This is a genomic window from Micromonospora sp. ATLC20 (assembly GCF_057196585.1).
Map to the genome: position 1 here is coordinate 1 of NZ_JBXUOV010000102.1, position 20,217 is coordinate 20,217.

General features: G+C 73.5%; 16 protein-coding genes. 8 read left to right on the forward strand and 8 right to left on the reverse strand.

Annotated features, from left to right (window positions below; all coding sequences use genetic code 11):
* The 5 genes from AC2CHG_RS20270 to AC2CHG_RS20290 form a co-directional block, all read left to right on the forward strand.
* Window positions 1-2,847, forward strand: a 2,847-nt coding sequence (locus tag AC2CHG_RS20270; RefSeq protein WP_484525345.1) for an ATP-binding protein, incomplete at its 5' end; no start/stop codon positions are given.
* Between the two features lies 1 nt (window position 2,848).
* Complete coding sequence (locus AC2CHG_RS20275; RefSeq protein ID WP_355511587.1) at window positions 2,849-4,792, forward strand: MFS transporter; 1,944 nt, start codon at window positions 2,849-2,851, stop codon at window positions 4,790-4,792.
* Window positions 4,789-5,349, forward strand: coding sequence for a hypothetical protein (locus AC2CHG_RS20280; RefSeq protein ID WP_402813626.1), 561 nt, complete (start codon window positions 4,789-4,791; stop codon window positions 5,347-5,349). Before AC2CHG_RS20275 ends, AC2CHG_RS20280 begins: the two co-directional genes overlap by 4 nt.
* Window positions 5,346-6,521 carry a M23 family metallopeptidase gene (locus AC2CHG_RS20285; protein WP_366620065.1) on the forward strand — a complete coding sequence of 392 codons (1,176 nt, stop codon included), beginning with the start codon at window positions 5,346-5,348 and terminating at the stop codon, window positions 6,519-6,521. The genes AC2CHG_RS20280 and AC2CHG_RS20285 overlap by 4 nt, the downstream gene beginning before the upstream one ends.
* A gap of 10 nt (window positions 6,522-6,531) precedes the next feature.
* The gene (locus AC2CHG_RS20290; protein ID WP_355511580.1) at window positions 6,532-7,131 is read left to right on the forward strand and encodes a hypothetical protein; all 600 of its coding nucleotides are present in this window, start codon (window positions 6,532-6,534) and stop codon (window positions 7,129-7,131) included.
* A 6-nt stretch (window positions 7,132-7,137) separates the two neighbouring features.
* On the opposite strand, the gene AC2CHG_RS20295 is transcribed toward AC2CHG_RS20290, so the two are convergent.
* Window positions 7,138-7,698, reverse strand: coding sequence for an Rv0361 family membrane protein (locus tag AC2CHG_RS20295; RefSeq protein WP_484525348.1), 561 nt, complete (start codon window positions 7,696-7,698; stop codon window positions 7,138-7,140).
* A gap of 213 nt (window positions 7,699-7,911) precedes the next feature.
* Here AC2CHG_RS20295 and AC2CHG_RS20300 point away from each other — a divergent pair, with 213 nt between their 5' ends.
* Both AC2CHG_RS20300 and AC2CHG_RS20305 read left to right on the forward strand, forming a co-directional pair.
* Window positions 7,912-10,494 (forward strand): FtsK/SpoIIIE domain-containing protein, encoded by a 2,583-nt coding sequence (locus AC2CHG_RS20300; protein WP_484525349.1) that lies wholly within the window; start codon window positions 7,912-7,914, stop codon window positions 10,492-10,494.
* Entirely contained in the window at window positions 10,491-11,192 is a 702-nt protein-coding gene (locus AC2CHG_RS20305) for a hypothetical protein (protein ID WP_484525346.1), read from the forward strand. Before AC2CHG_RS20300 ends, AC2CHG_RS20305 begins: the two co-directional genes overlap by 4 nt.
* Before the next feature lie 52 nt (window positions 11,193-11,244).
* On the opposite strand, the gene folE is transcribed toward AC2CHG_RS20305, so the two are convergent.
* The 4 genes from folE to AC2CHG_RS20325 form a co-directional block, all read right to left on the reverse strand.
* On the reverse strand, window positions 11,245-11,862 hold the full coding sequence (gene folE, locus AC2CHG_RS20310) for a GTP cyclohydrolase I FolE (RefSeq protein ID WP_013288986.1): 618 nt from the start codon (window positions 11,860-11,862) through the stop codon (window positions 11,245-11,247).
* Between the two features lie 86 nt (window positions 11,863-11,948).
* Window positions 11,949-13,961 carry an ATP-dependent zinc metalloprotease FtsH gene (gene ftsH / locus AC2CHG_RS20315; protein ID WP_135242355.1) on the reverse strand — a complete coding sequence of 671 codons (2,013 nt, stop codon included), beginning with the start codon at window positions 13,959-13,961 and terminating at the stop codon, window positions 11,949-11,951.
* A 433-nt stretch (window positions 13,962-14,394) separates the two neighbouring features.
* On the reverse strand, window positions 14,395-14,970 hold the full coding sequence (gene hpt / locus AC2CHG_RS20320) for a hypoxanthine phosphoribosyltransferase (protein WP_013288988.1): 576 nt from the start codon (window positions 14,968-14,970) through the stop codon (window positions 14,395-14,397).
* A gap of 99 nt (window positions 14,971-15,069) precedes the next feature.
* Window positions 15,070-15,207, reverse strand: a complete 138-nt coding sequence (locus AC2CHG_RS20325; protein ID WP_018786602.1) for a hypothetical protein — start codon at window positions 15,205-15,207, stop codon at window positions 15,070-15,072.
* Between the two features lie 150 nt (window positions 15,208-15,357).
* On the opposite strand from AC2CHG_RS20325, the gene AC2CHG_RS20330 reads away from it, so the two are divergent.
* Window positions 15,358-16,317: a GlxA family transcriptional regulator gene (locus AC2CHG_RS20330; RefSeq protein WP_355511575.1), complete on the forward strand. Its 960-nt coding sequence runs from the start codon at window positions 15,358-15,360 to the stop codon at window positions 16,315-16,317.
* A 240-nt stretch (window positions 16,318-16,557) separates the two neighbouring features.
* On the opposite strand, the gene tilS is transcribed toward AC2CHG_RS20330, so the two are convergent.
* The 3 genes from tilS to dacB all read right to left on the reverse strand — a co-directional run.
* On the reverse strand, window positions 16,558-17,487 hold the full coding sequence (tilS, locus tag AC2CHG_RS20335) for a tRNA lysidine(34) synthetase TilS (RefSeq protein ID WP_484525350.1): 930 nt from the start codon (window positions 17,485-17,487) through the stop codon (window positions 16,558-16,560).
* A 172-nt stretch (window positions 17,488-17,659) separates the two neighbouring features.
* Entirely contained in the window at window positions 17,660-18,727 is a 1,068-nt protein-coding gene (locus tag AC2CHG_RS20340; protein ID WP_120574100.1) for a zinc-dependent metalloprotease, read from the reverse strand.
* A 66-nt stretch (window positions 18,728-18,793) separates the two neighbouring features.
* On the reverse strand, window positions 18,794-20,217 hold a 1,424-nt coding region (gene dacB / locus AC2CHG_RS20345; RefSeq protein WP_484525347.1), incomplete at its 5' end, for a D-alanyl-D-alanine carboxypeptidase/D-alanyl-D-alanine endopeptidase.

The window sequence follows — 20,217 nt, forward strand, 5'->3', positions numbered from 1 at the left end:
CCGCCGCCCCGGAGCCGGGTGCCGCAGCAGGCCGGTGACCGGCTGCCGGCGCTCCGCCCCCCGGCCGAGCCCGAGCCGGCACTCCCGCCTCCCCCGCCGATCCCCGCTCCCGCTCCCGCCGACCACCGGGAACCGGATGTCACTCCGGCGGAACCGATCGCGACCGGCGCGGCACCGTCGCGTGAGGTCGGGCGCCCGGCGCACCGCGAGGTGGCACCGCCCCGGCAGCGCACGCCGGAACGCCGCAACCGGCCGACCAAGCCGGTCCGGGTCCGCGCCCCGAAGATCAAGTTCGGTGACCGGGACCCTTCGGTCGAGCTGGCCATCACCGAGATCGCCGGCCACCTCACCTTCACCCCGAACACCGTCACCGCCTGGTACTGGCTGCCCGAGGTGCGATGGGCGTTCCGGCCGGACGCCGAACGCGAGGCGCTGCTCTCGGCGATCTCCGAGCAGTACGCCGGACTCGCCGGGTTCCGGCTGCACCTGCGCCGCACCACCCGGCCCTTCCCGGCCGACGAGTGGGCCCGCACCATCGACGCGCACACCGCCGCCCCGCTGCCCGACGTGCCCGGCACCACCGGCTGGGCCGACCACCTGGTCGCCGCACAGCGGCACCTGATGGCGGTCAACCACGCCGAGGGCCAGACCTACCTCGGTGTCACGTTCGCCCGCCGGTCGCTCGGCGACTCGCTCACCGAACGGCTCCTGCGCACGTTCGGCCGGGGCACCGCCGACGGTGAGCGGCGCCGGCTGAGCCGTACCGTCGAGCAGTTCGACGAGGTCCTCGGCGCGTTCGGCATGCGCGGGCGCCGGGTCACCGCGCCCGAACTGGAATGGCTGCTCTACCGCTCGGTGGCGCTGTGCATGGCGCCGCCCGGCGTCCTGTCCCCGATCACCAACGGCCGGTGGGAACGCGGCGACCTGCTGGCCCTCACCGAGCAGGTCGAGCGCTACCGCACCCCGTACGGCTCGACGGTGAAGCTGGTCAACCGGATGACCGGCGAGGAACGCCACGTCGCCGTGCTCGCGGTCGGCCGGATGGAGCCGCTGGAGATCCCCGAGCGGCACGAGCCCTGGCTGCACTTCCACGAGCGGCTGCCGTGGCCGATGGAGCTGTCCACCCGGGTCGACATCCTCGGCCCCAACGACTCCTTCCGGAACCTCGAACACCGGCTGCGGATGATCCGCTCCCAGCAGCTCGACTACGCCGAGCACGGCATCGACGCGCCGCCGGAGCTGGAACGCCTGGCCAAGCGGGCGCTGGTGATCGGCGACGAGATGACCACCGGCCTGCCCGTCGACTCGGCCCGGGCACACGGCTGGCACCGGATCGCGGTCGGTGGCCGTACCCGGGAGGAGTGCCTGGAACGGGCCCGGCGGCTCATCCAGCTCTACTCCCGCGAGCTGCGGATCTCGCTCCAGCACCCGAAGAACCAGGACTGGCTGGCCCGCGAGTTCATCCCCGGCGAGCCGATCGCCAACACCGGCTACGTCCGGCGGATGCCGGTCAACCTGCTCGCCGCCGCGCTGCCGCAGGCCGCGTCCACAGTCGGCGACCGGCGCGGCGACCTGATCGGGCGCACCGCCGGCACCTGCCGCCGGCCGGTCTTCCTCGACCTGCACTTCCCGATGGAGGTACGCGAGCGCTCCGGCCTCGCCGTCTTCGTCGCCGAACCGGGCGGTGGCAAGTCCACGCTGCTCGGCGCGCTCGGCTACCTGGCCGCGCGGCGCGGCGTGCAGGTGACGCTGCTCGACCCGTCCGGCCCGCTGGCCCGGCTCTGCGCCATGCCCGAGCTGGCGCCGTACTCGCGGGTGCTCAACCTGACCGGTTCGGAGCAGGGCACGCTCGCGCCGTACGCGCTGATCCCGACACCGCTGCGCAGCGAGTTCGGCGCCGGCCCGGCGGGCGACCGCGAGTTCGAGATCGCCGTGTCGAACGCCCGCGCCGAGCGCCGGATGCTGGTGCAGGACATCTGCATGATGCTGGTGCCGCCGCAGGTGGCCCGGGAGGCGTCCACCGCCACGCTGTTCCGGCACGCCGTACGCCAGGTGCCCGCCGAGGAGACCTCCACGCTCGACGACGTGGTGACCTGCCTCCAAGGGCTCGACGACGACGCCGGGCGCGAACTGGCGCACCTCCTCCTCGACACCGCCGAGATGCCGCTGGCCATGCTCTTCTTCGGCCGGCCGCCGGAGGGGCTGCTCGGCGCCGACGCCGCTCTCACCGTCATCACCATGGCCGGTCTGCGGCTCCCCGACCTCAAGATCGAGCGGGAGTACTGGTCGGCCGAGGAGGCGCTCGCGCTGCCGATGCTGCACACCGCGCACCGGCTCGCCGTACGCCGCTGCTACGGCGGCTCGATGTCCTCCCGGAAACTGGTCGGCCTCGACGAGGCGCACTTCATGGAGGGCTGGCGGTCCGGGCGCTCGTTCCTGGTCCGGCTCGCCCGCGACTCCCGCAAGTGGAACCTCGCCGCGCTCGTCGCCTCGCAGAACCCCAAGGACATCCTCGGCCTCGACGTGCAGAACCTCGTCTCCACCGTCTTCGTCGGCCGGATCGCCGAGGACAGTGAGATCGCCTCCGAGGCGCTGCGCCTGCTGCGGGTACCTGTCGACGACGGTTACGAGGCGACACTCGCCTCGCTCTCCCAGGCGGACAGCGGATCGGCCAACCGGCTCGGTTTCCGCGAGTTCGTCATGCGCGACGTCGACGGACGCGTGCAGAAGGTCCGGGTCGACGTGTCGTACGTCGACGGGCTGCTGGAGCACCTGGACACCACCCCCGCCGCGGTCGCCCAGGCCGCCGGGATACTGCCGACCGTCCTGGCTGATCTGGAGGCGTGACATGGCGAGGGCCCGGGCACGGATCGCGGCGCTCCTCCTCGCGCTCGGCGTACTCGCCGGGGCCACGATCTCCTGGCCGGTGATCGGAGCGGCCACACCCGCGTACGCCGCCGCGCCGGTCACCCAGGCGCGCGCCGAGCTGTGCAGCACCAAAGAGTGGCAGGCCGACTTCCGGTCCTGCGTCGGCAAGCTCAAGGCGGTCAGCGAGGACCAGGTCGAGTGCCGCAACGCGCCGGTGCCCGCCGCGCCGGACTCGGGCCTGGCCGGCTGGTTCGCGTCCCGGCCCGACTCGGCGAAGGAGCCCGGCCCGAAGGGCCTCTACAGCGACTACGGGTACGCCGGGTACAGCTACAACACGTACGACGTGGACGGCGGCTGCGCCTCCTCGGTGCTGCATCCGGACTACCGCTTCACGACGATGGTCGCCAACGGCGAGTTCATGTTCGCCAACGCGGTGATCGGCGCCTCGAACGCGCTGCGCGAGCGCGCCTGGGACCCGCGCACGATGTGGAGCTGGGCCGACCCGCTGGTGGAGCAGGCCACGAAGGCCGTCTACCAGAAGGTGTTCAGCGTCTTCGGCATCATCACCGTCTGCGTGGTCGGCCTCTACCTGCTCTGGCGGTCCCGCCAGTCGGACATGAGCAACGCGATGACCACCGCGGGCTGGGCGCTGCTGGTGATGGTGGCGGTGACCGCGCTGGCCGCCTGGCCGGTCAAGTCCGCGAACATCGCCGACAACACGCTGATCACCACGCTGGGCGTCGTGCACGACGCGGTCGGCCCATCCACCAAGGACACGCCGCCTGGCCAATGTGACGACCCGAATCCGCAGGCGTGCAAGGATCATCGTCCTCCTGCCGTACGCGCGAGTGATACGGCGACCGAGACGATGCTCTACCGGAACTGGCTGCGCGGTGTGCTCGGCTCGGCCGACAGCGAGACCGCGAAGAAGTACGGCCCGGCCCTGTACGACGCCAAGTCCCTGACCTGGGAGGAGTCGGAGAAGCTCCGCCAGAACCCGGCCACCCGCGAGGGCACGATCAAGGCCAAGCAACAGCAGTGGGCCCGTGTCGCCGAGCAGATCAAGACCGAGGACCCGGAGGCGTACGAGTACCTCAAGGGCACCAAGGACATGGACCGGATCGGTGCCGGGTTCATCGCGGTGCTGGCCTCGGTGCTGTTCGCCATGTTCGACCTCACCGCGTCGCTGCTGGTGCTGCTGGGCTTCCTGATCTTCCGCTGGGCGGTGATCGCCGCGCCGATCCTCGGCACCGTCGGCCTGATGCGCCCGGCCAGCGCCGGCCTCCGGCGGCTGGCGAACGCGGTGGTCGCCGCCGTCTTCAACATCGCCATCTTCGGCACCGGCGCGGCCATCTACCTCTTCGCCGTCGACCTGATCATGAACACCGCCACGCTGCCCGGCTGGCTCCAGGTGGTCCTGGTCTGGCTCTGCGGGGTGGTCGGCTGGTTGCTGCTGCGGCCGTACCGCCGGATCACCCAGCTCGGCGGCAAGGACAGCAGCGAGGCGGTCAGCTCGGCCGGCTCCTGGCATCGGCGGTTCTTCCGGGACATGCGGATCGCCGCGCGGCTGGACGTGGCGGAGCCCGGCGGCACCAACGAGCCGGCGATCGGCAAGCGCCGCACCGTCACGGCCGACCAGCGCAGTCTCCGGCCGGAGGCCCGGCACGAGGATCCGGCGCACAGCGCCACACCCGCCGAGCGGGAACGGCCGGACGGGCGGGAACGGCCGGAGGAGGCGCCCGCGACCGGACGGCCGGGTGAGCGTCCCGGCGGCACTCCCCGCCCCCGGCGCGCACCGTCGACCTGGACCGAGCCGGACGTGCCGGAGGAAGCGCCCTCCTACGCCGTCTACCGGCCGGACTCGGCGGGCCGCGGCACCGCACCGGCCCGGCCGGCGCCGCGCATCCGCTCCGAGGCCCGGTGAGTCCGGTGCGACGCGCGCTGGAATTCCTCTTCACCCGGGTCCTCCGGTCCCGGATCGGCATCGCCCTGGTGATCGCCGTGCTGGTCTTCGGGGTGATCGGCGCGGCCCGCCTCGTCGCCGGCCCCGGCGATCCGGGCCTCGGCCTGACCAGCCGCCCCACCCAGCCGATCAGCACCGCGGACCCGGAGGCCGGTGACGACGGCGTGCTCGCCGGCCCGCCGACCGCCGTCGCCCCGAAGACCCGGCCGGGCGAGGACACGCCGGAGCAGGTCGCCGACCGGTTCACCACCGCGTGGCTGAGCGGCCCGGGCAGCAGCGGCGACGCGTGGCAGGCCCGCCTGCGGCCGCTCTCCACGCCGGCGCTGGCCGAGAAGATGACTGATGCCGACCCGGAGACGGTGCCCGCACGGAGGACCGCCGGCACCCCGACGCTCCGGCCTCGTACCGAGTCCTTCGTGGAGGCGGTGGTTCCGCTGGACAACGGCACGCTCCGGCTCGAGCTCGTCGCACCGGACGGCCCCTGGCTGGTGGACGCGATCGACTGGGAGCGGTCGTGACCGCCGGCCCGGCCGTCGCCGGACAGGTCCGCCGGAAGCTGCGCCTGGGCGTGGTCGCCACCGCCGTCACAAGCGTGCTCGCCCTGCTCTGCTGCGTCGGCGGCGCCGGCGCCTTCCTTCTCACCGAACTCGGCGGCGACGAGGACGACCCGAAGCTCGCGGCCCTGAACTGCGATCCCACCTACCAGGTGAACCTGACCGGCGACATGCCGCGCTTCGCCGAGTACGGCGAGCGGCAGCTGCGCAACGCCGCGGTCATCATCAAGGTCGGCCAGGACATGAAGCTCCCCGCGCGCGGCTGGGTGATCGCGCTGGCCACCGCGATGCAGGAATCAGCGCTGCGCAACCTCGCCAACAGTACGGTGCCGACATCGCTGGCGCTGCCGCACGAGGGGGTCGGCGCCGACCACGACTCGCTGGGCCTGTTCCAGCAGCGGCCCGGATGGGGCAGCGTCGAGCAGCGGATGACGCCCTCGTACGCGGCCCGCAAGTTCTACCAGAAGATGGAGAAGGTGCCGAACTGGCAGCAGCGCCCGCTCACTGTGGTCGCCCAGAAAGTCCAGGTCAGCGCCTACCCCGACGCCTACGCCAAGCACGAGGAACTAGCCGGAGCCATCGTCGACGCGCTGGCCGGCGGCGCCGCCCGGACCGTGGAGATCGCCGGCAAGGCGGTGTGCGACGCCGCGGCCGGAGACCGGATCGCCGCCTCCGGCTGGACCGCGCCGCTGCCCGGCGGTGTGGTCTCCGGTTTCCGCACCACGGCCCGCCCCAGCCACCAAGGCGTGGACCTGGCCGCCTCGAAGGGCACGCCGATCCACGCCGCCTCGGCGGGCCGGGTACTGGTGGCCCGCTGCGACCCCGACCGCTCCGGGCGGCGGGACTGCGACCGGGACGGCTGGCCGAACAAGGGCGGCTGCGGATGGTTCGTGGACATCCTGCACGCCGGCGGATTCATCACCCGCTACTGCCACATGGTCGAGCGACCCCGCGTGGTGCCGGGTCAGTCGGTCGAGGCGGGCGAGGTCATCGGGCTCTCCGGGAGCAGCGGCAACTCGTCCGGCCCGCACCTGCACTTCGAGGTGCACCGCAATGGCGACCGGTCCAGCAACGGGGCGGAGAACCCGGTGCCCTTCATGCGCAAGCGGGGCGCCCCCCTCGGCGAGACCGGGTGAGGCCGGGCGGATGAGCAACCCCCTGCCCGACCCGTTCGCCGACCGGCCCGACTGGGCGCCACTCCCGCCCCGGCCGGTGGAGACCGTGCCCGCCACCGGCGGTACCGAGCTGCGCGGCCGCCGCGTGCTCGTGGGCCTGCCCGGCCTCGGCTGGCGTGGCGACCTGCGGGCCGACGAGCGGGTGGTGCAGGGCAGCCGCACCTACGTACCGGTGATCCCGGAACACGAGTGGTACCGGGCCGAGGCCGAACAGGTGGAGGTGTTCGCGCCGCTGGTACCTGTGGAGCGGGTCTGGGTGGAGACCATCGGTGAACGGCGGCCGACGGCCGGGACGAGCGCCCCGGCTCTCCGGCTGGTCTCGCTGGACGTGCCGGAACGCCGGCCGCCCACACCGGTGTTCGAGGCCGACGCGGTGACCGGGCGGCGCGTGGTGCACGTGGACAACGGCGTGGAACGGCGCGACCTGCGTGCCGTCACCGAGACCTACTCCGGCGCGGACGGCGACATCTGCGTGCGGGTGGCTCCGGAGCTGGAGTGGTACCGGTGGGCGTGGCGCGGCCAGGCACCGACCACGTTGGAAGTGCCGGTGCACCTGCTCTGGTTGGAGTGAGGCCGCTCAACCCAGCTTTCTGCCGTCGCAGACGCGCCATCCGTCTCGCTCAACGACGCGAAACTGCCAGTCCTCACGTCGGCTGCTTCGTGGCTGACCATCAGCCGAGCTCGAGATGGTCAGCGTCGTGGTCACCGACTCACCATTGCCGCTCTCCACCCTGGTCAGGGGCCCCCAGCTGGCTCGGACCACCACGTTGAAGTTGACTTCCCGCTGTTCCATCTCGGCGCGAAGGCCCCGGAGGGCGTCAAGGTCCCCCTCGGACTTACAGGTGAACTCCTGCGCCTTCGTGTCGTTGCGGTCCACGAGGAAGGCCCGAAGATAGTTGTCCACCACGACGTCGGGGGCGCTTCGGTCCGGGGCGGTTGCTCGGTCGTACAGCACGAACCCGACCACCCCGCCGACGGTGCACAGCACCGCCAGCACACCCGCGACGACAGCGAGCACTGTGCGCACCGGACGCTTTTGGCGTACCGGTGCGGGAGCGGGCGCGGGGGGCGCCAACTGCTCCGGCGGGGTTCGCTGCGCCGGTACTCGGGACACCTGGGAACCGGCGGGGGGCTGCACTGATTCCACCTCCTGAGGCTATCGGCTGCGCCGCGCGTACCCAATGCCTGGAACCGGCGGATCGTGGCGAACCGCCGGGCGGACACCGACCGGCGGCGGGGTGAGGCTGCTCACCGCCGACCAGCTCACCGCGCCGACCGGCCTCCCGGCGCACGGCCGCCGCCTGGGTTACCGTCACACCTCGGGGAGGACATGTCGGCCTCGGAAAGAGAGGTGGACGCGGTGGCGACTCCGAAGGCGCGCGCCGGCCGGGCCGCCGCGCTGCACCGCCGGGCCGAGGCCGCCGCGACGGCGGCGGCGGGCATCCTTGACGAGATCCGGCCCGCGCCGGCCGACCACCACCGGCAGTACGAGCTGGCCGAACGCCTGCGGGCGGCGGCCGACGTGGCGGCACCCGGCTGGGCAGGCGGGCCGCTGGAAGCGCTGAGCGCGACGACGCCTCCCGGTGACGGCCTGCCGCCGCTGGTCCGGGTGGGCACCGCCGCGCCGCTCGACGACGCCCGCTTCCCCGCGCTGGTGCCGCTGCTCGGCAGCGGCCACCTGAGCCTCGACGCCGACGCCTCGGACGCCCGGGTGGCCGGGCTGCTCCGCGCGCTGCTGCTGCGCGTGTTCGCTGCGACGCCGGCGGGAGCGCTGCTGGCTCGCGCGGTGGACGGCGGTTCCGGTGACACCTTCGCCGGGTACGCGCCGCTCGCCGACGCCGGCCTGCTGCCCCCGCCCGCCACCGACCTCGCCGGGATGCGTGCGGTGCTGGCCGAGGCGGAGCAGTGGGTCGCGGCGGGGACGGCCCGGCAGCGCGGGCACGACCGGACGCTGCTGCTCGTCGTCGCCGCGCTGCCAGAGGGTACGACCACCAGCGACCTGGACCGGCTCGCCGGGCTGGCCGAGGGCGGGCCGCGCGCCGGGCTGCATCTGGTGCTCGCCGGCTGGCCGGACGGCAGCCCGCTGCCGCGTACCACAGTGGTCACTGTTCGCACCGCGTACGCGCTGGTCGGTGACCCGCCCGGCGCCGGCTTCAGCAGTCCGGGCGCCGAGCCGCCGGGCGGCTTGAACTCGCCCGTGTTCCTCGACGAGGATCCGCCCGCCGACCTGGTCGCCGCTGTGTGCGCGCGGTTGGCCCGGCAGATCGAGGACGGCTCCCGTCTCTCCCTTCGTGACCTGCTGCCTGCCGACGGCTTCTGGACGACCGGCTCGACCGACGGGCTGAGCACCACTGTGGGTGACGCCGCCGGGCGTCCGGTCAGCCTGGGCTTCACCGAGCTGACCCCGCACTGGCTGGTCAGCGGCCGGGGTCAGGCGGGGCGGTCGGCGTTCCTGACCGACGCGTTGTTCGGCCTCGCCGCCCGGTACGGCCCGGACGAGCTGGCGCTCTACCTGGCCGACCTGGCCGACGGCGAGTCGTTCGTGGAGTTCCTCCAGACCGAGCGGGACCGTTCCTGGGTGCCGCAGGTGCGTGCCGCCGGGATGGCCGCCGACCGGGAGTACGTGGCCGACCTGTTCGGCGAACTGGAGGCGGAGCTGCGCCGACGCGAGGACGCGTCCCGTCGGGCCGGTGGGCAGCGCTATACCGAGCTGCGGCAGCACCAGCCGCTCCCCCGGATCGTCTGCGTGGTCGACAACTTCCCGCTGGCCCTGCGCGAGCGGGACCGGCTCGCCGCCGACCTGCTGGCCCGGCTGGACGCGCTCGCCCGCGCCGGCCGGTCGTACGGGATCCACCTGGTGCTGGCCGGCGAGGGTGACCTGGGCATCGGCGGTCCGCGTGACCCGCTGCTCGGCCAGTTCCCGGTGCGGGTGGCGCTGCCCGGCGGGTCGGCGGTGCTGGAACCGGCGAACGACTCGGCGGCCGGGCTGCCGGTGGGCAGCGCTGTGGTGAACACGGCGGGTGGCCTGGGCGGTCCGCGCGGCGCGACCCGAGGGCACGAGCGGATGATCCGTTTCCCGGATCCGTACGAGGATCCCGAGGTCCTGTCCGAACTGCGGCGACGACTCTGGGAGGCGCGGGGCGAGTCGGCGACACCGCCCGTGGTGTTCGCCGGGTACGCCCGCCCGCTGCTCGCCAACGATCCCCGGCACCGGGCCGCGCTGGCCGGGCGGACCCACGCGCCCGCCGCGTTGCTGGGCCGGGCGGTGGACGTGCGGCGGTCCACGGTGACGGTGCCGCTGGGGCCGGGCGCGGGACGGAACCTGGCCGTCCTGGGCCGGGACGAGGAGGCCGAGCGGCTGCTGGTCACGGCGGTACGCAGCGCGGCTGCGGCGCATCCGGGCGCGGCCCGGTTCGTGCTGGCGCCGCTGGCGAACGGGTCTGCCGAGCCGGCCGGGGTGCTCGCCGCCGAGCTTGCCGGGCGGCACCGGGTGGAGACCGTCGATGCCGCTGGGCTACGGACCGCGATGGACTCGGACGAGCCGGGCTACCTGGTGGTGTTCGGGCTGGACGTGCCGGACGCCACCGAACTGCCGCCGGACCTGCTGCGGACGCTGCTGCTGGAGGGCCCGCCGGCCGGGCGGCACCTGCTCGGCTGGTGGCGGACACCGGCGCCGCTGGCCGGACTGCTCGGTCCGGAGGGCGAGGTGGACAAGCTCACCGCGGTAGCGGTCACCGACGTGCCGGGCGGCCGGCTGGAGCAGCTCTTCGACCGTCCGGTCTGGTGGCGGCCCCGGCCCGGTCGCGCGGTGCTCTGGGACGGCCCGGACGAGCAGGGCACCGTCTTCGTGCCGTTCGGCACGACCGAGGTGGCGACCGCGCGGGTCGAGCCGGACCCGCGGGCGTCGGAGCGCACCGGGGAGGGGGCCGCATGAGCGAGACCGGCACGACCGTACCGGGGCCCCGCGCGGGTGGGCCGACCACAGTGGCGGACCCCGCCGAGTCGGCCTGGGCGGAGTACGTCGCCGCCGCGCGGGCGCTCGACGGCGTACGCCGGGCGGCGGCCACCGCCGCCGGGGAGCAGGCGCGGTCGGTGGCTGCGGCCCGCGAGGAGCTGACAGCGGTACGGGAGCGGCTGGCGCCACAGCAGTCCCGGCTGCGTGAGCTGGGCGTACCGGCGATGTCGCTGGTCCCGACGCCGCCGGAGGTGACCGAGGCGGCCCGGTCGATGGCGGGCGGGCCGTCGGCGGTGCTGGCGGCGCTGCGCGCGGCCGGGGACTGGGCGGGCGCGGCGGACGACACGTTGAGCGCGCGCGGCCTGCCGCGGCTGGCCCGGTGGCCGTCCCGGCCCCGCAACCTGCTGGTGTACGGGCCGCTGGCGCTCGTGGTGCCGCTGCTCCAGTTGCTGCTGTACGCGGTCGCCGGTCCGGGGCCGGTGACGGTGCTGGCGCTGCTCGTGGGGCTGCCGCTGCCGGCTGTCGCGTTCATGCTGGGCTGGCTCGCGGTGGGGCGCGTCTTCCGCCCGCGGCCCACCGACCGGGTGGACCGGACGCCTCGCTTCGGCGCCCTGGTCTGCCTGGTCCCGGCGGTGCTCACCGCCGCCGGACTGCTGCTCGCCATGCTGCCCGACTGACGACGGCCGCGCCTCCCGGGCGGGAGGCGCGGCCGTCGGTGCCGGTCGAGGGTCAGCGGGCCATGATCAGTGCCATCGCCTCGGCCCGCGACTTCGCGTCGTTCTGGAGGCCGCCGCGCACGGCGGACGTGATGGTCTTCGCGCCCGACTTCTGGATGCCGCGCATCGCCATGCACATGTGCTCGCACTCCAGCACGACGATCACGCCGCGCGGGGCGAGGCTGGACATCAGCAGGTCGGCGATCTGCGAGGTGAGCCGCTCCTGGACCTGCGGCCGGCGGGCGAACACCTCGACCAGCCGGGCCAGCTTCGACAGGCCGGTGATCCGGCCGTCCGGGCCGGGGATGTAGCCGATGTGCGCGCTGCCCCGGAACGGCAGCAGGTGATGCTCGCAGAGGCTCATCACGTCGATGTCCCGCACGAGCACCAGCTCCTCGTGGTTGGCCTCGAACGTGGTGCGGAGCACCTGGGCCGGGTCGACCCGCAGGCCGGCGAAGAGTTCGGCGTACGCGCGGGCGACCCGGGCCGGCGTCTGCTGGAGGCCGTCGCGGTCCGGGTCCTCGCCGACCGCGATGAGGATCTCGCGGACCGCCTTCTCGATCCGGGCGAGGTCGACGCTGTCCTCCACCGGGCCGCCGGTGAGCTTGCCGCTGATCAGGCGTGCGGCCACGTAGTCGAGCGCGTCGTCGCCGTCGGGCTCGGTCGCGGAGACGGCCGGCTCCCTGTGGTGGGAGCCGGCCGTCGTCGGATCGCTGTTCAGTGCGTACCGTCCGAGTTGTTGCTGGAACCACCGATCGAGGCGGCGGCGTCGGCGCGGGCCTGCGCGGCCAGCGCTTCCTTCTCGGCCGGGGTGAGCACCGGCGGCTCGGTGGAGGGCTGACGCTTGCCGAAGCCGTGGTACGGCGCCATCGGCGGGCGCTTGACCACACGCGCGCAGATCCGGGCCATGTCGGCGGTGGAGAGCGTCTCCTTCTCCATCAGCTCCAGGACCATGTTGTCCAGGACGTCCCGGTATTCCACCAGGATCTCCCAGGCCTCGTCGTGGGCCAGCTCGATCAGCGCACGCATCTCGCCGTCGATCTCGGCCGCCACCGCGTCGGAGTAGTCCCGCTCGTGGCCCATGTTGCGGCCGAGGAACGGCTCGTCGCCGCTGGTGCCGTACTTGATCGCACCGAGCTTGGAGCTCATGCCGTACTGCGTGATCATCGCGCGGGCCAGCTGCGTGGCCTTCTCGATGTCGTTGCCGGCGCCGGTGGTCGGCTCGTGGAAGACCAGCTCCTCGGCCGCCCGGCCACCCAGCGCGTACGCCAGGGTGTCGATCATCTCGGCCCGGGTCTGGGTGTACTTGTCCTCCGTGGGGAGCACGAGCGTGTGACCCAGCGAGCGGCCCCGGGACAGGATGGTCACCTTGTGTACCGGCGCGGCGTGCGGCAGCGCCCAGGCGACCAGCGCGTGCCCACCCTCGTGGTACGCGGTGATCTTCTTCTCCTGGTCGCTCATCACCCGGGTCCGGCGCTGCGGGCCGGCGATCACCCGGTCGATCGACTCCTCCAGGGAGTCGTTGGTGATCGCCCGCTGCTCCTTACGAGCGGTGAGCAACGCGGCCTCGTTGATCACGTTGGCCAGGTCGGCGCCGCTGAAGCCCGGGGTACGCCGGGCGACCGCGTCGAGGTCGACGTCGGGCGTGAACGGCTTGCCCTTGGCGTGCACCCGCAGGATGGCCTTGCGGCCCTCCATGTCGGGGGCGTCGACCGGGATCTGCCTGTCGAACCGGCCCGGGCGCAGCAGCGCCGGGTCGAGGATGTCCGGCCGGTTGGTGGCGGCGATCAGGATGACGCCGCCCTTGGTGTCGAAGCCGTCCATCTCGACAAGCAGCTGGTTGAGCGTCTGCTCCCGCTCGTCGTGACCGCCGCCCATGCCGGCGCCGCGGTGGCGGCCGACGGCGTCGATCTCGTCGACGAAGACGATCGCCGGAGCGTTCGACTTGGCCTGCTCGAACAGGTCGCGGACGCGGCTGGCGCCGACACCGACGAACATCTCGACGAAGTCGGAGCCGGAGATGGAGTAGAAGGGCACCCCGGCCTCGCCGGCGACCGCGCGGGCCAGCAGCGTCTTACCGGTACCGGGCGGGCCGAACAGCAGCACGCCCTTCGGGATCTTGGCGCCCAGGGCCTGGTACTTGGCCGGGTTCTGCAGGAAGTCCTTGATCTCGTGCAGTTCCTCGACGGCCTCGTCCGCACCCGCGACGTCAGCGAAGGTGGTCTTCGGCGTGTCCTTGGTGATCATCTTCGCCTTGGACTTGCCGAAGTTGAGCACCCGGGAGCCGCCGCCCTGCATCTGCGACATGAAGAACAGCAGCAGAAGCACGAGCAGCGCGATGGGAAGCAGGTTGACCAGCAGGCTGACCCAGATGCTGTCCGACGACACCTTGGTGTCGACCGGGCCGGTGATGCGGTCCGCCGCCTCGGCCTCGCGTACCTGGTTCCAGACCTGGCCGCCGACCTCGTACGGGAACTGCGCCTCGATCTTGTCAGTGGTGGTGTCGCCGTCGAACTTGGCCTTGTCCTTCAGGTCGAGCTGGAGCGTCTGCTCCTTGTCCTGGAAGACGACCTTCTCGATGCCACCCTTGTTGAGCTGGTCGAGCGCGACGGACGTGTCCACCCGGTGGTAGCTGGGACCAGCGGTGAACAGTTGACTGAGCACAACGGCGCCGAGGATGACCAGGATGATCCAGACCACCGGTCGGCGGAAGAAACGCGTACGTTCCATGCTGTAGTCGGGTGCCGAGGCGCCCGCATCCTCCTGATCGACGTCCTGACCGTCTGAATGGTGTCGCCGCCTTGAGCGGCAGCCGGGGCCGCCGTGCGGGCCGGCCCGACCCCCGGGGCACGCAAACTGCCGCACCACGGTCATTCGACGGTACACCGTGCGCGCGAGGAGTGAGCTTGCGAGCCCCGCAGTCGCGCACATCCGGAACCTCGGCGCGCGCGACGAGTGAGCTTGCGAGCCCGGCACTTACGCGTAGGGCGAACCCGGGTTCGAGCCGGCGTGGCGGGGAGCTCCCACCCGGCCCGCCCACACCGCACGGTCACGCGGTTCGAGGGGCCGGGCGTGGAGGGTGCCTCCACGTCACCGACTCCTACCGTAGACCGGAAGACTGAGAGCCCGCTGAATGTCAGCTGACGAAGGGCTCGGCAAAGCCTCAGGCCCGCGCGTACACCTCGGGCTTGAGCACCCCGACGTAGGGCACCTCGCGGTACCGCTCGCCGAAGTCGAGCCCGTAGCCCACGACGAACTCGGTGGGGATGTCGAACCCGACGTACTTGACCGGGACCTGCACCTTGACCGCGTCCGGCTTGCGGAACAGCGCGACCACCTCGACGCTCGCCGCGGAGCGCGACTCCAGGTAGCGCAGCAGCCAGGACAGCGTCAGACCGGAGTCGACGATGTCCTCGACGACCACCACGTGGCGGCCGGCGATGTCGCGGTCCAGGTCCTTGAGGATGCGGACCACGCCGGACGAGGTGGTGCCCTGGCCGTAGGACGAGACGGCCATGAACTCCAGCTCGGCGGGCGGGCCCTGGCGGCCCAGCGCGCGGGCGAAGTCGGCCATGAACATGACCGCTCCCTTGAGCACACACACGAGCAGCAGGCCGTCCTCGACGTGGGCGTAGTCCGCCGAGACCTGCTTGGCCAGCTCCGCGGTCTTGTCGCGGATCTGCGCCTCCGAGATGATCACGTGGTCGATGTCGGCGTCGTACCAGGAGCCGTCAGCCATGCTCCTAGCCTGCCGTACGCCCCCGCGCCGCCGTCGGCGGGGCCGCCCCTTTTGGCGCGGTCCCGCCGGGGATTTTCGGCGCGAACTGAATAAATCACCTCAGCAGGTACGGGAGCGCCAGCGCTGCCCGTCGTCGCTCGGCTTCCAGTCGGCCGAGTCGCGGGTGTCGGCGGTGAACCCGAAGGCGCTGGCGCCAACGAGGAGGAGCAGGAACAGCAGAAGCAGCAGAACGGTCATGGCGGCGCTCGCTTTCGCATGGTTGAGACTGTTTTCGCCGCCGGTGCGCACCGGACACCATTGATTCTGCGGGCCACCGACCGATCCGGACAGTGGCAGGAATGTCACCGGGCATCGATTTCCTGCCACCTGTCGGGTTACCCTCGTCACATGCTCCGCTCGGTCGCCGTCATCGCCATGGACCAGGTCGCCGCGTTCGAACTCGGCGTGCTCGCCGAGGTCTTCGGCACCGACCGCACCGCCGACGACTTCCCCGGATACCGGTTCGACGTCTGCACCGCCGACGGCGGTGCGGTCCGCAGCCGCTCCGGGTTCCTGCTCAGCCCCACCGCCGACCTGGGCGCGGTCGAGGACGCCGACCTGGTGGCGGTGCCCGCGCACGCCGACGGCACCCCGGTACCCGAACCGGTGCTCGCCGCGCTGCGCCGCGCCGCCGACCGGGGCGCCTGGCTGCTCAGCGTCTGCGCCGGCGCGTTCGTCCTCGGCGAGGCGGGCATCCTCGACGGGCGCGACTGCACCACCCACTGGCGGTACACCGACGAGCTGCAGCGCCGCTTCCCGGCCGCCCGGGTCCAGTGCGACTCGCTCTACGTGCAGGACGACCGGCTGCTCACCAGCGCCGGCACCGCCGCCGGCATCGACGCCTGCCTGCATCTGGTACGCCAGGAGCACGGCTCCGCGGTGGCGACCCGGCTGGCCCGCCGGATGGTGGTGCCGCCGCACCGCGACGGCGGCCAGTCGCAGTACGTCGAGGCGCCGATCCCCAAGGCACCGGAGGCACCCACGCTGGAACCGGTGCTGGAATGGCTGATGGGACACCTGCGTCGGCAGGTGACGGTGGACGAGCTGGCGGCGCGCGCCGGGATGGCGCCACGGACGTTCGCCCGCCGGTTCCGCGCCGAGACCGGCACCACTCCGCACGACTGGGTGACCAACCAGCGGGTGCTGCTGGCCCGGCACCTGCTGGAGGACACCACGCTGAGCGTGGAGGGCGTTGCCGAGCAGGCCGGCTTCGGCGACGCGGCGGCGCTGCGGCACCACTTCACCCGTCGCGTGGGCACCACCCCGCTGGCCTACCGCACCACTTTCCGAGACCGCCAGACCACCTGACCCACCCCGCCCCGCCCCGCCCCGCCGACCTCGCCCACCCCGGCCCACCCCGTCGATCATGAAGTTGACCGCGCTTTCCGCCCGTTTCCTCCCGGTCAACTTCATGATCGACGCCCCCGCCCGCCACCCCCGGGAGCGGTGATCAAGGAGTTTGCGGGCTGGAGAGGGCCGGAAAGTGACCAAAAGTCCTTGATCAACGGGACGGGGGACGGGCAAGGGCGGGGTGGGCGGGCGCGCGGGTCAGGGCAGGAGGTGGCCTGTGTGGCGGCGCACCTGGTGGTTGCCGGGTAGGTGCACCGGGCCCTGTCCGTGCCAGGCCGTGACCAGGGCGTCCAGCGCCGCCACGTGACTGTGCGACAGCGCGGCCGGCGTCGCGCCCAGCTCACGGGCCCAGGCGTGCAGCACCCGGGTACGGACGGCGGCCGGCAACTCGGCGAGCCCGGCTACGGACAGCCCACCGTCAGCGGTACGGACGTCGGCGAGCGCGGTGTCGGCGAGCGCGTCGAGCGCGGCGTTGTCGGCCGCGAGCAGCCCGGCGGTACGGGCCAGGTTGGCCACCACCCCCGGCCCCAGCGCGTCGACGAGTGCCGGCAGCGCGTCGGACCGGACCCGGGCCCGGGCGTACGCGGGGTCGGCGTTGTGCGGGTCCGCCCACGGGTCGAGCCCGAGCGCGGCGCAGGCGGCCCGGGTGTCGGCGCGCGTGACGTCGAGCAGCGGGCGGAGCAGGGATACCCCGTCGACGTCGCGCCGCTCCGGCATCCCGGACAGCCCGCGCGGTCCGGCGCCCCGGGCCAGCGCGAGCAGGACGGTCTCGGCCTGGTCGTCGCGCGTGTGCCCGAGCAGCACCCCGGCTGCGTCGTAGCGGCGGGCGGCAGCGACCAGCGCCTCGTACCGGGCCTCGCGGGCGGCCGCCTCGGGTCCGCCGGGCCGGCCGTCCACGCGTACCGGAAGCACCTCGACCGGGTCGAGCCCTGCGGCGCGGGCCCAGCCGGCGACCGCCTCGGCCCGTTCGGCGGACCCGGCTTGCAGGCCGTGGTCGACTGTCACCAGGCCGGCCGGGCGCCCGAGCCGGGGGGCCACGAACGCGGTGGCGGCGGCGAGCGCGAGCGAGTCGGCCCCGCCGGAGCAGGCCACCAGCACCGGGCCGCCGCCGGGCAGGCCGGTCAGCATCCGGCGGACGGCGAGCCGCACCCCGGCGACGACGGGAGCGGGCGACGGCGAGCGGCGCGACCGAGCGCCGGAATCAGCCCGGCCCGCGGAAGAAGCCGAACCGAGCGGACCAGGAAAATCAGCCCAGCCCGCAGAATCAGCCGGATCGAGCGGCCCGGCCGGACCGGCCGGATCAGCCGACGGGCGGGGTGGCACCGGCGGGCCCGTGTACGCGCGACACCCAGGCGTCCGGGTCGCCCAGCTCGTCCAGGCGGGGCAGCGTCAGCGGGGACGAGAAGATCTTGTTGAAGCCTTGCATCCCCACCCGGTCGACGACGCCGTGCACGAACTTGCGGCCCTCGGCGTACTGGCGCATCTTGACCTCGATGCCGAGCAGCCGCCGGATCGCCTTCTCCAGCGGGTTGCCGGACTCGCGGCGGCGGTTGAACGCCGCCCGGATCGACTCGACGCTGGGGATGACCTGCGGCCCGACGCCGTCCATCACGAACTCGGCGTGGCCTTCCAGCAGCGTCATCAGCGCGGTCAGCCGGTCCAGCACGGCGCGCTGGGCCGGGGTCTGCACGATGTCCAGCACGCTGGCCCGGCTCTCCGGGTCCTTCACCGCGTCGGAGAGCGTCGCCACACCGCGGCGGAGCCGTTCCAGCAGGTGCTCACCGCCCTGGGAGGCGTCCACGAACGCCTGCACCTCGCCGAGGAAGTACGCGCGCATCCACGGCACGGCGGTGAACTGGGTGCGGTGAGTGACCTCGTGCAGGCACACCCAGAGCCGGAAGTCGCGCGAGTCGGCGCCGAGCTTCCGCTCGACCTCGAGGATGTTCGGCGCCACCAGCAGCAGCTGGCCGGGGTCGCCGGCGAAGACCTCGTACTGGCCGAGCACGCGGCCGGACAGGTACGCCAGCACGGTGCCGGCCTGCACACCTGTCACCCGGGAGCCGATCGCCTCGGTGAGCGCGCCCGGCCGCTTGTCGCCGGAGAGGCGCTCGACCAGCGGGGAGACGACCTCACGCAGCCCGGCGATGTTCGCCGCCGCCCAGTCCCGGCGGTCGACCACACGTACCGGCGGGTGCGCGACCTGCGCGCGCAGGCCGGTGTAGTCGGCGACGTGACCGGCCGCCTCGTCGGTCAGCCGGCGCAGGTCGCCGACCACGTCGGTGGCCTCGGCGTACGACACCCGGGGGCCCGACTTGCTCAGCGCCCCCGCTGTCGCGGCGGCCAGATCCCAGTCCACGAACTGCGCCATGAACCCACCGTACCCGCGCCGGAACACCCCCACCCGGGCTCGCGCCGGCCGATCGACGCCCGTCGGTCAGCGGCAGCCGCACCCGGCCAGCGCGGAGCTGATCCGGTCCAGCGCCGCCCGGGTCTCGTCCAGCGAGCCCTGGGTCCGGTCGGTGAGCACGGCGAACGTGAGCAGCCGGCCGTCGGCTGTGGTAACCGTGCCGGCGATCGCGTTGACGCCGCTCAGCGTGCCGGTCTTGGCCCGGACGACGCCCGCTCCGGCGCGGGTCGCCGCCGCCCGGTAGCGCTCGTCGAGCGTGCCGGACCAGCCGCCGACCGGCAGTCCGCCGAAGATCGCCGCGAGTTCGGGGTGGCTGCCGTTGCCGGCGAGCGTGATCAGGTCGGTGAGCAGCGAGGGGCTGATCCGGTTGGTGCGGGACAGCCCGCTGCCGTCGGCCAGGCTGATCTCGCCGGCGGGCAGGCCCAGCTCGCCGAGCACCTGGTCGGTCGCGGCCGCGCCGCCGACGAACGAGCCGGGCTTGCCCTTGGCGAGCGCCACCTGGCGGGCCATCGCCTCGGCGATCACGTTGTCGCTGTCGCTGATCATGATGTCGACCAGCCGGATCATCGGCAGGGACTCGACAGTGCCGAGTTCGGCGCCGGGGGCCGTACCCGTGGCGCCGGACGCGGCCGGCGCGGTGCCCCGGCTCACCTGGGCGGCGCCGCCGGTCAGGCCGAGCAACTTGGCGAACTGCCGGCCGGCGGTCAGGTCGGGCTGCGGCACCCGCTCGGCGGCGTGGTTGGTCTCCTCGGCGGTGCGCCGCGCCTCCGCCGGGTTCTTCCGGGCGCCGTCGGTCATCAGCGCGGTGATCGCCGCGCCGAAGCCGCCGGTGGGGATGTCGGCGTCCCAGCCGGGCTCGAAGACCGGGCCGCTGAACAGCGACGAGTCGACGATCACCTTGGTCGGGGCGGTGCCGCCGAGCGCGTCGCGTACCTGGGCGGCGAGGTCGTCCAGCCGGGCCGCGCCGGGGTAGAAGCCGTTCTTGTCCACGGCGAGCGTGGGGTCGCCGCCGCCGACCAGGACCACCTCGCCCGGGTTGGCGCCGGCCACGGCCCGGGTCGGGATCCGGTAGGCGGGACCGCGCGCCGCGAGCACCGCCACCCCGGTCGCCAGCTTGGTCACCGAGGCGGGCACGGTGGGCGTGTCCTGGCCGCTGCCGTAGAGCGCTTGGCCGGTGCTCACGTCGGCCACCGACACGTGCACCCGGTCGCCGAGCGCGGCGGCGCGGACCAGCAGGTCGAGGGCGGTACGGATGCCGGCCTCGGTGGGCAGCGGGGCGTTGCCGTCCGGACCGGCCAGCACGGCCGACGGCGTGGGCTCGGGCGGCGCGGCGACCGCCGTACCCGTGCTGTCGACATCGCCCAGCCACCCGGCGACCGGGCCGGGGCGCAGCACGGCGAGCCCGGCCACCGCCAGGGCCAGCACGAGCACGCAGGCGAGCGCCGCGACGA

Excerpts from the sequence above, each read along its gene's own strand:
- tilS (WP_484525350.1), bottom strand. The coding sequence starts at position 17,487 with ATGCTGACCGGCCTGCCCGGCGGCGGCCCGGTGCTGGTGGCCTGCTCC.
- AC2CHG_RS20305 (WP_484525346.1), top strand. The coding sequence starts at position 10,491 with ATGAGCGAGACCGGCACGACCGTACCGGGGCCCCGCGCGGGTGGGCCG.
- AC2CHG_RS20325 (WP_018786602.1), bottom strand. The coding sequence starts at position 15,207 with ATGACCGTTCTGCTGCTTCTGCTGTTCCTGCTCCTCCTCGTTGGCGCC.
- AC2CHG_RS20340 (WP_120574100.1), bottom strand. The coding sequence starts at position 18,727 with ATGGCGCAGTTCGTGGACTGGGATCTGGCCGCCGCGACAGCGGGGGCG.
- hpt (WP_013288988.1), bottom strand. The coding sequence starts at position 14,970 with ATGGCTGACGGCTCCTGGTACGACGCCGACATCGACCACGTGATCATC.
- AC2CHG_RS20330 (WP_355511575.1), top strand. The coding sequence starts at position 15,358 with ATGCTCCGCTCGGTCGCCGTCATCGCCATGGACCAGGTCGCCGCGTTC.
- ftsH (WP_135242355.1), bottom strand. The coding sequence starts at position 13,961 with ATGGAACGTACGCGTTTCTTCCGCCGACCGGTGGTCTGGATCATCCTG.
- AC2CHG_RS20275 (WP_355511587.1), top strand. The coding sequence starts at position 2,849 with ATGGCGAGGGCCCGGGCACGGATCGCGGCGCTCCTCCTCGCGCTCGGC.
- AC2CHG_RS20290 (WP_355511580.1), top strand. The coding sequence starts at position 6,532 with ATGAGCAACCCCCTGCCCGACCCGTTCGCCGACCGGCCCGACTGGGCG.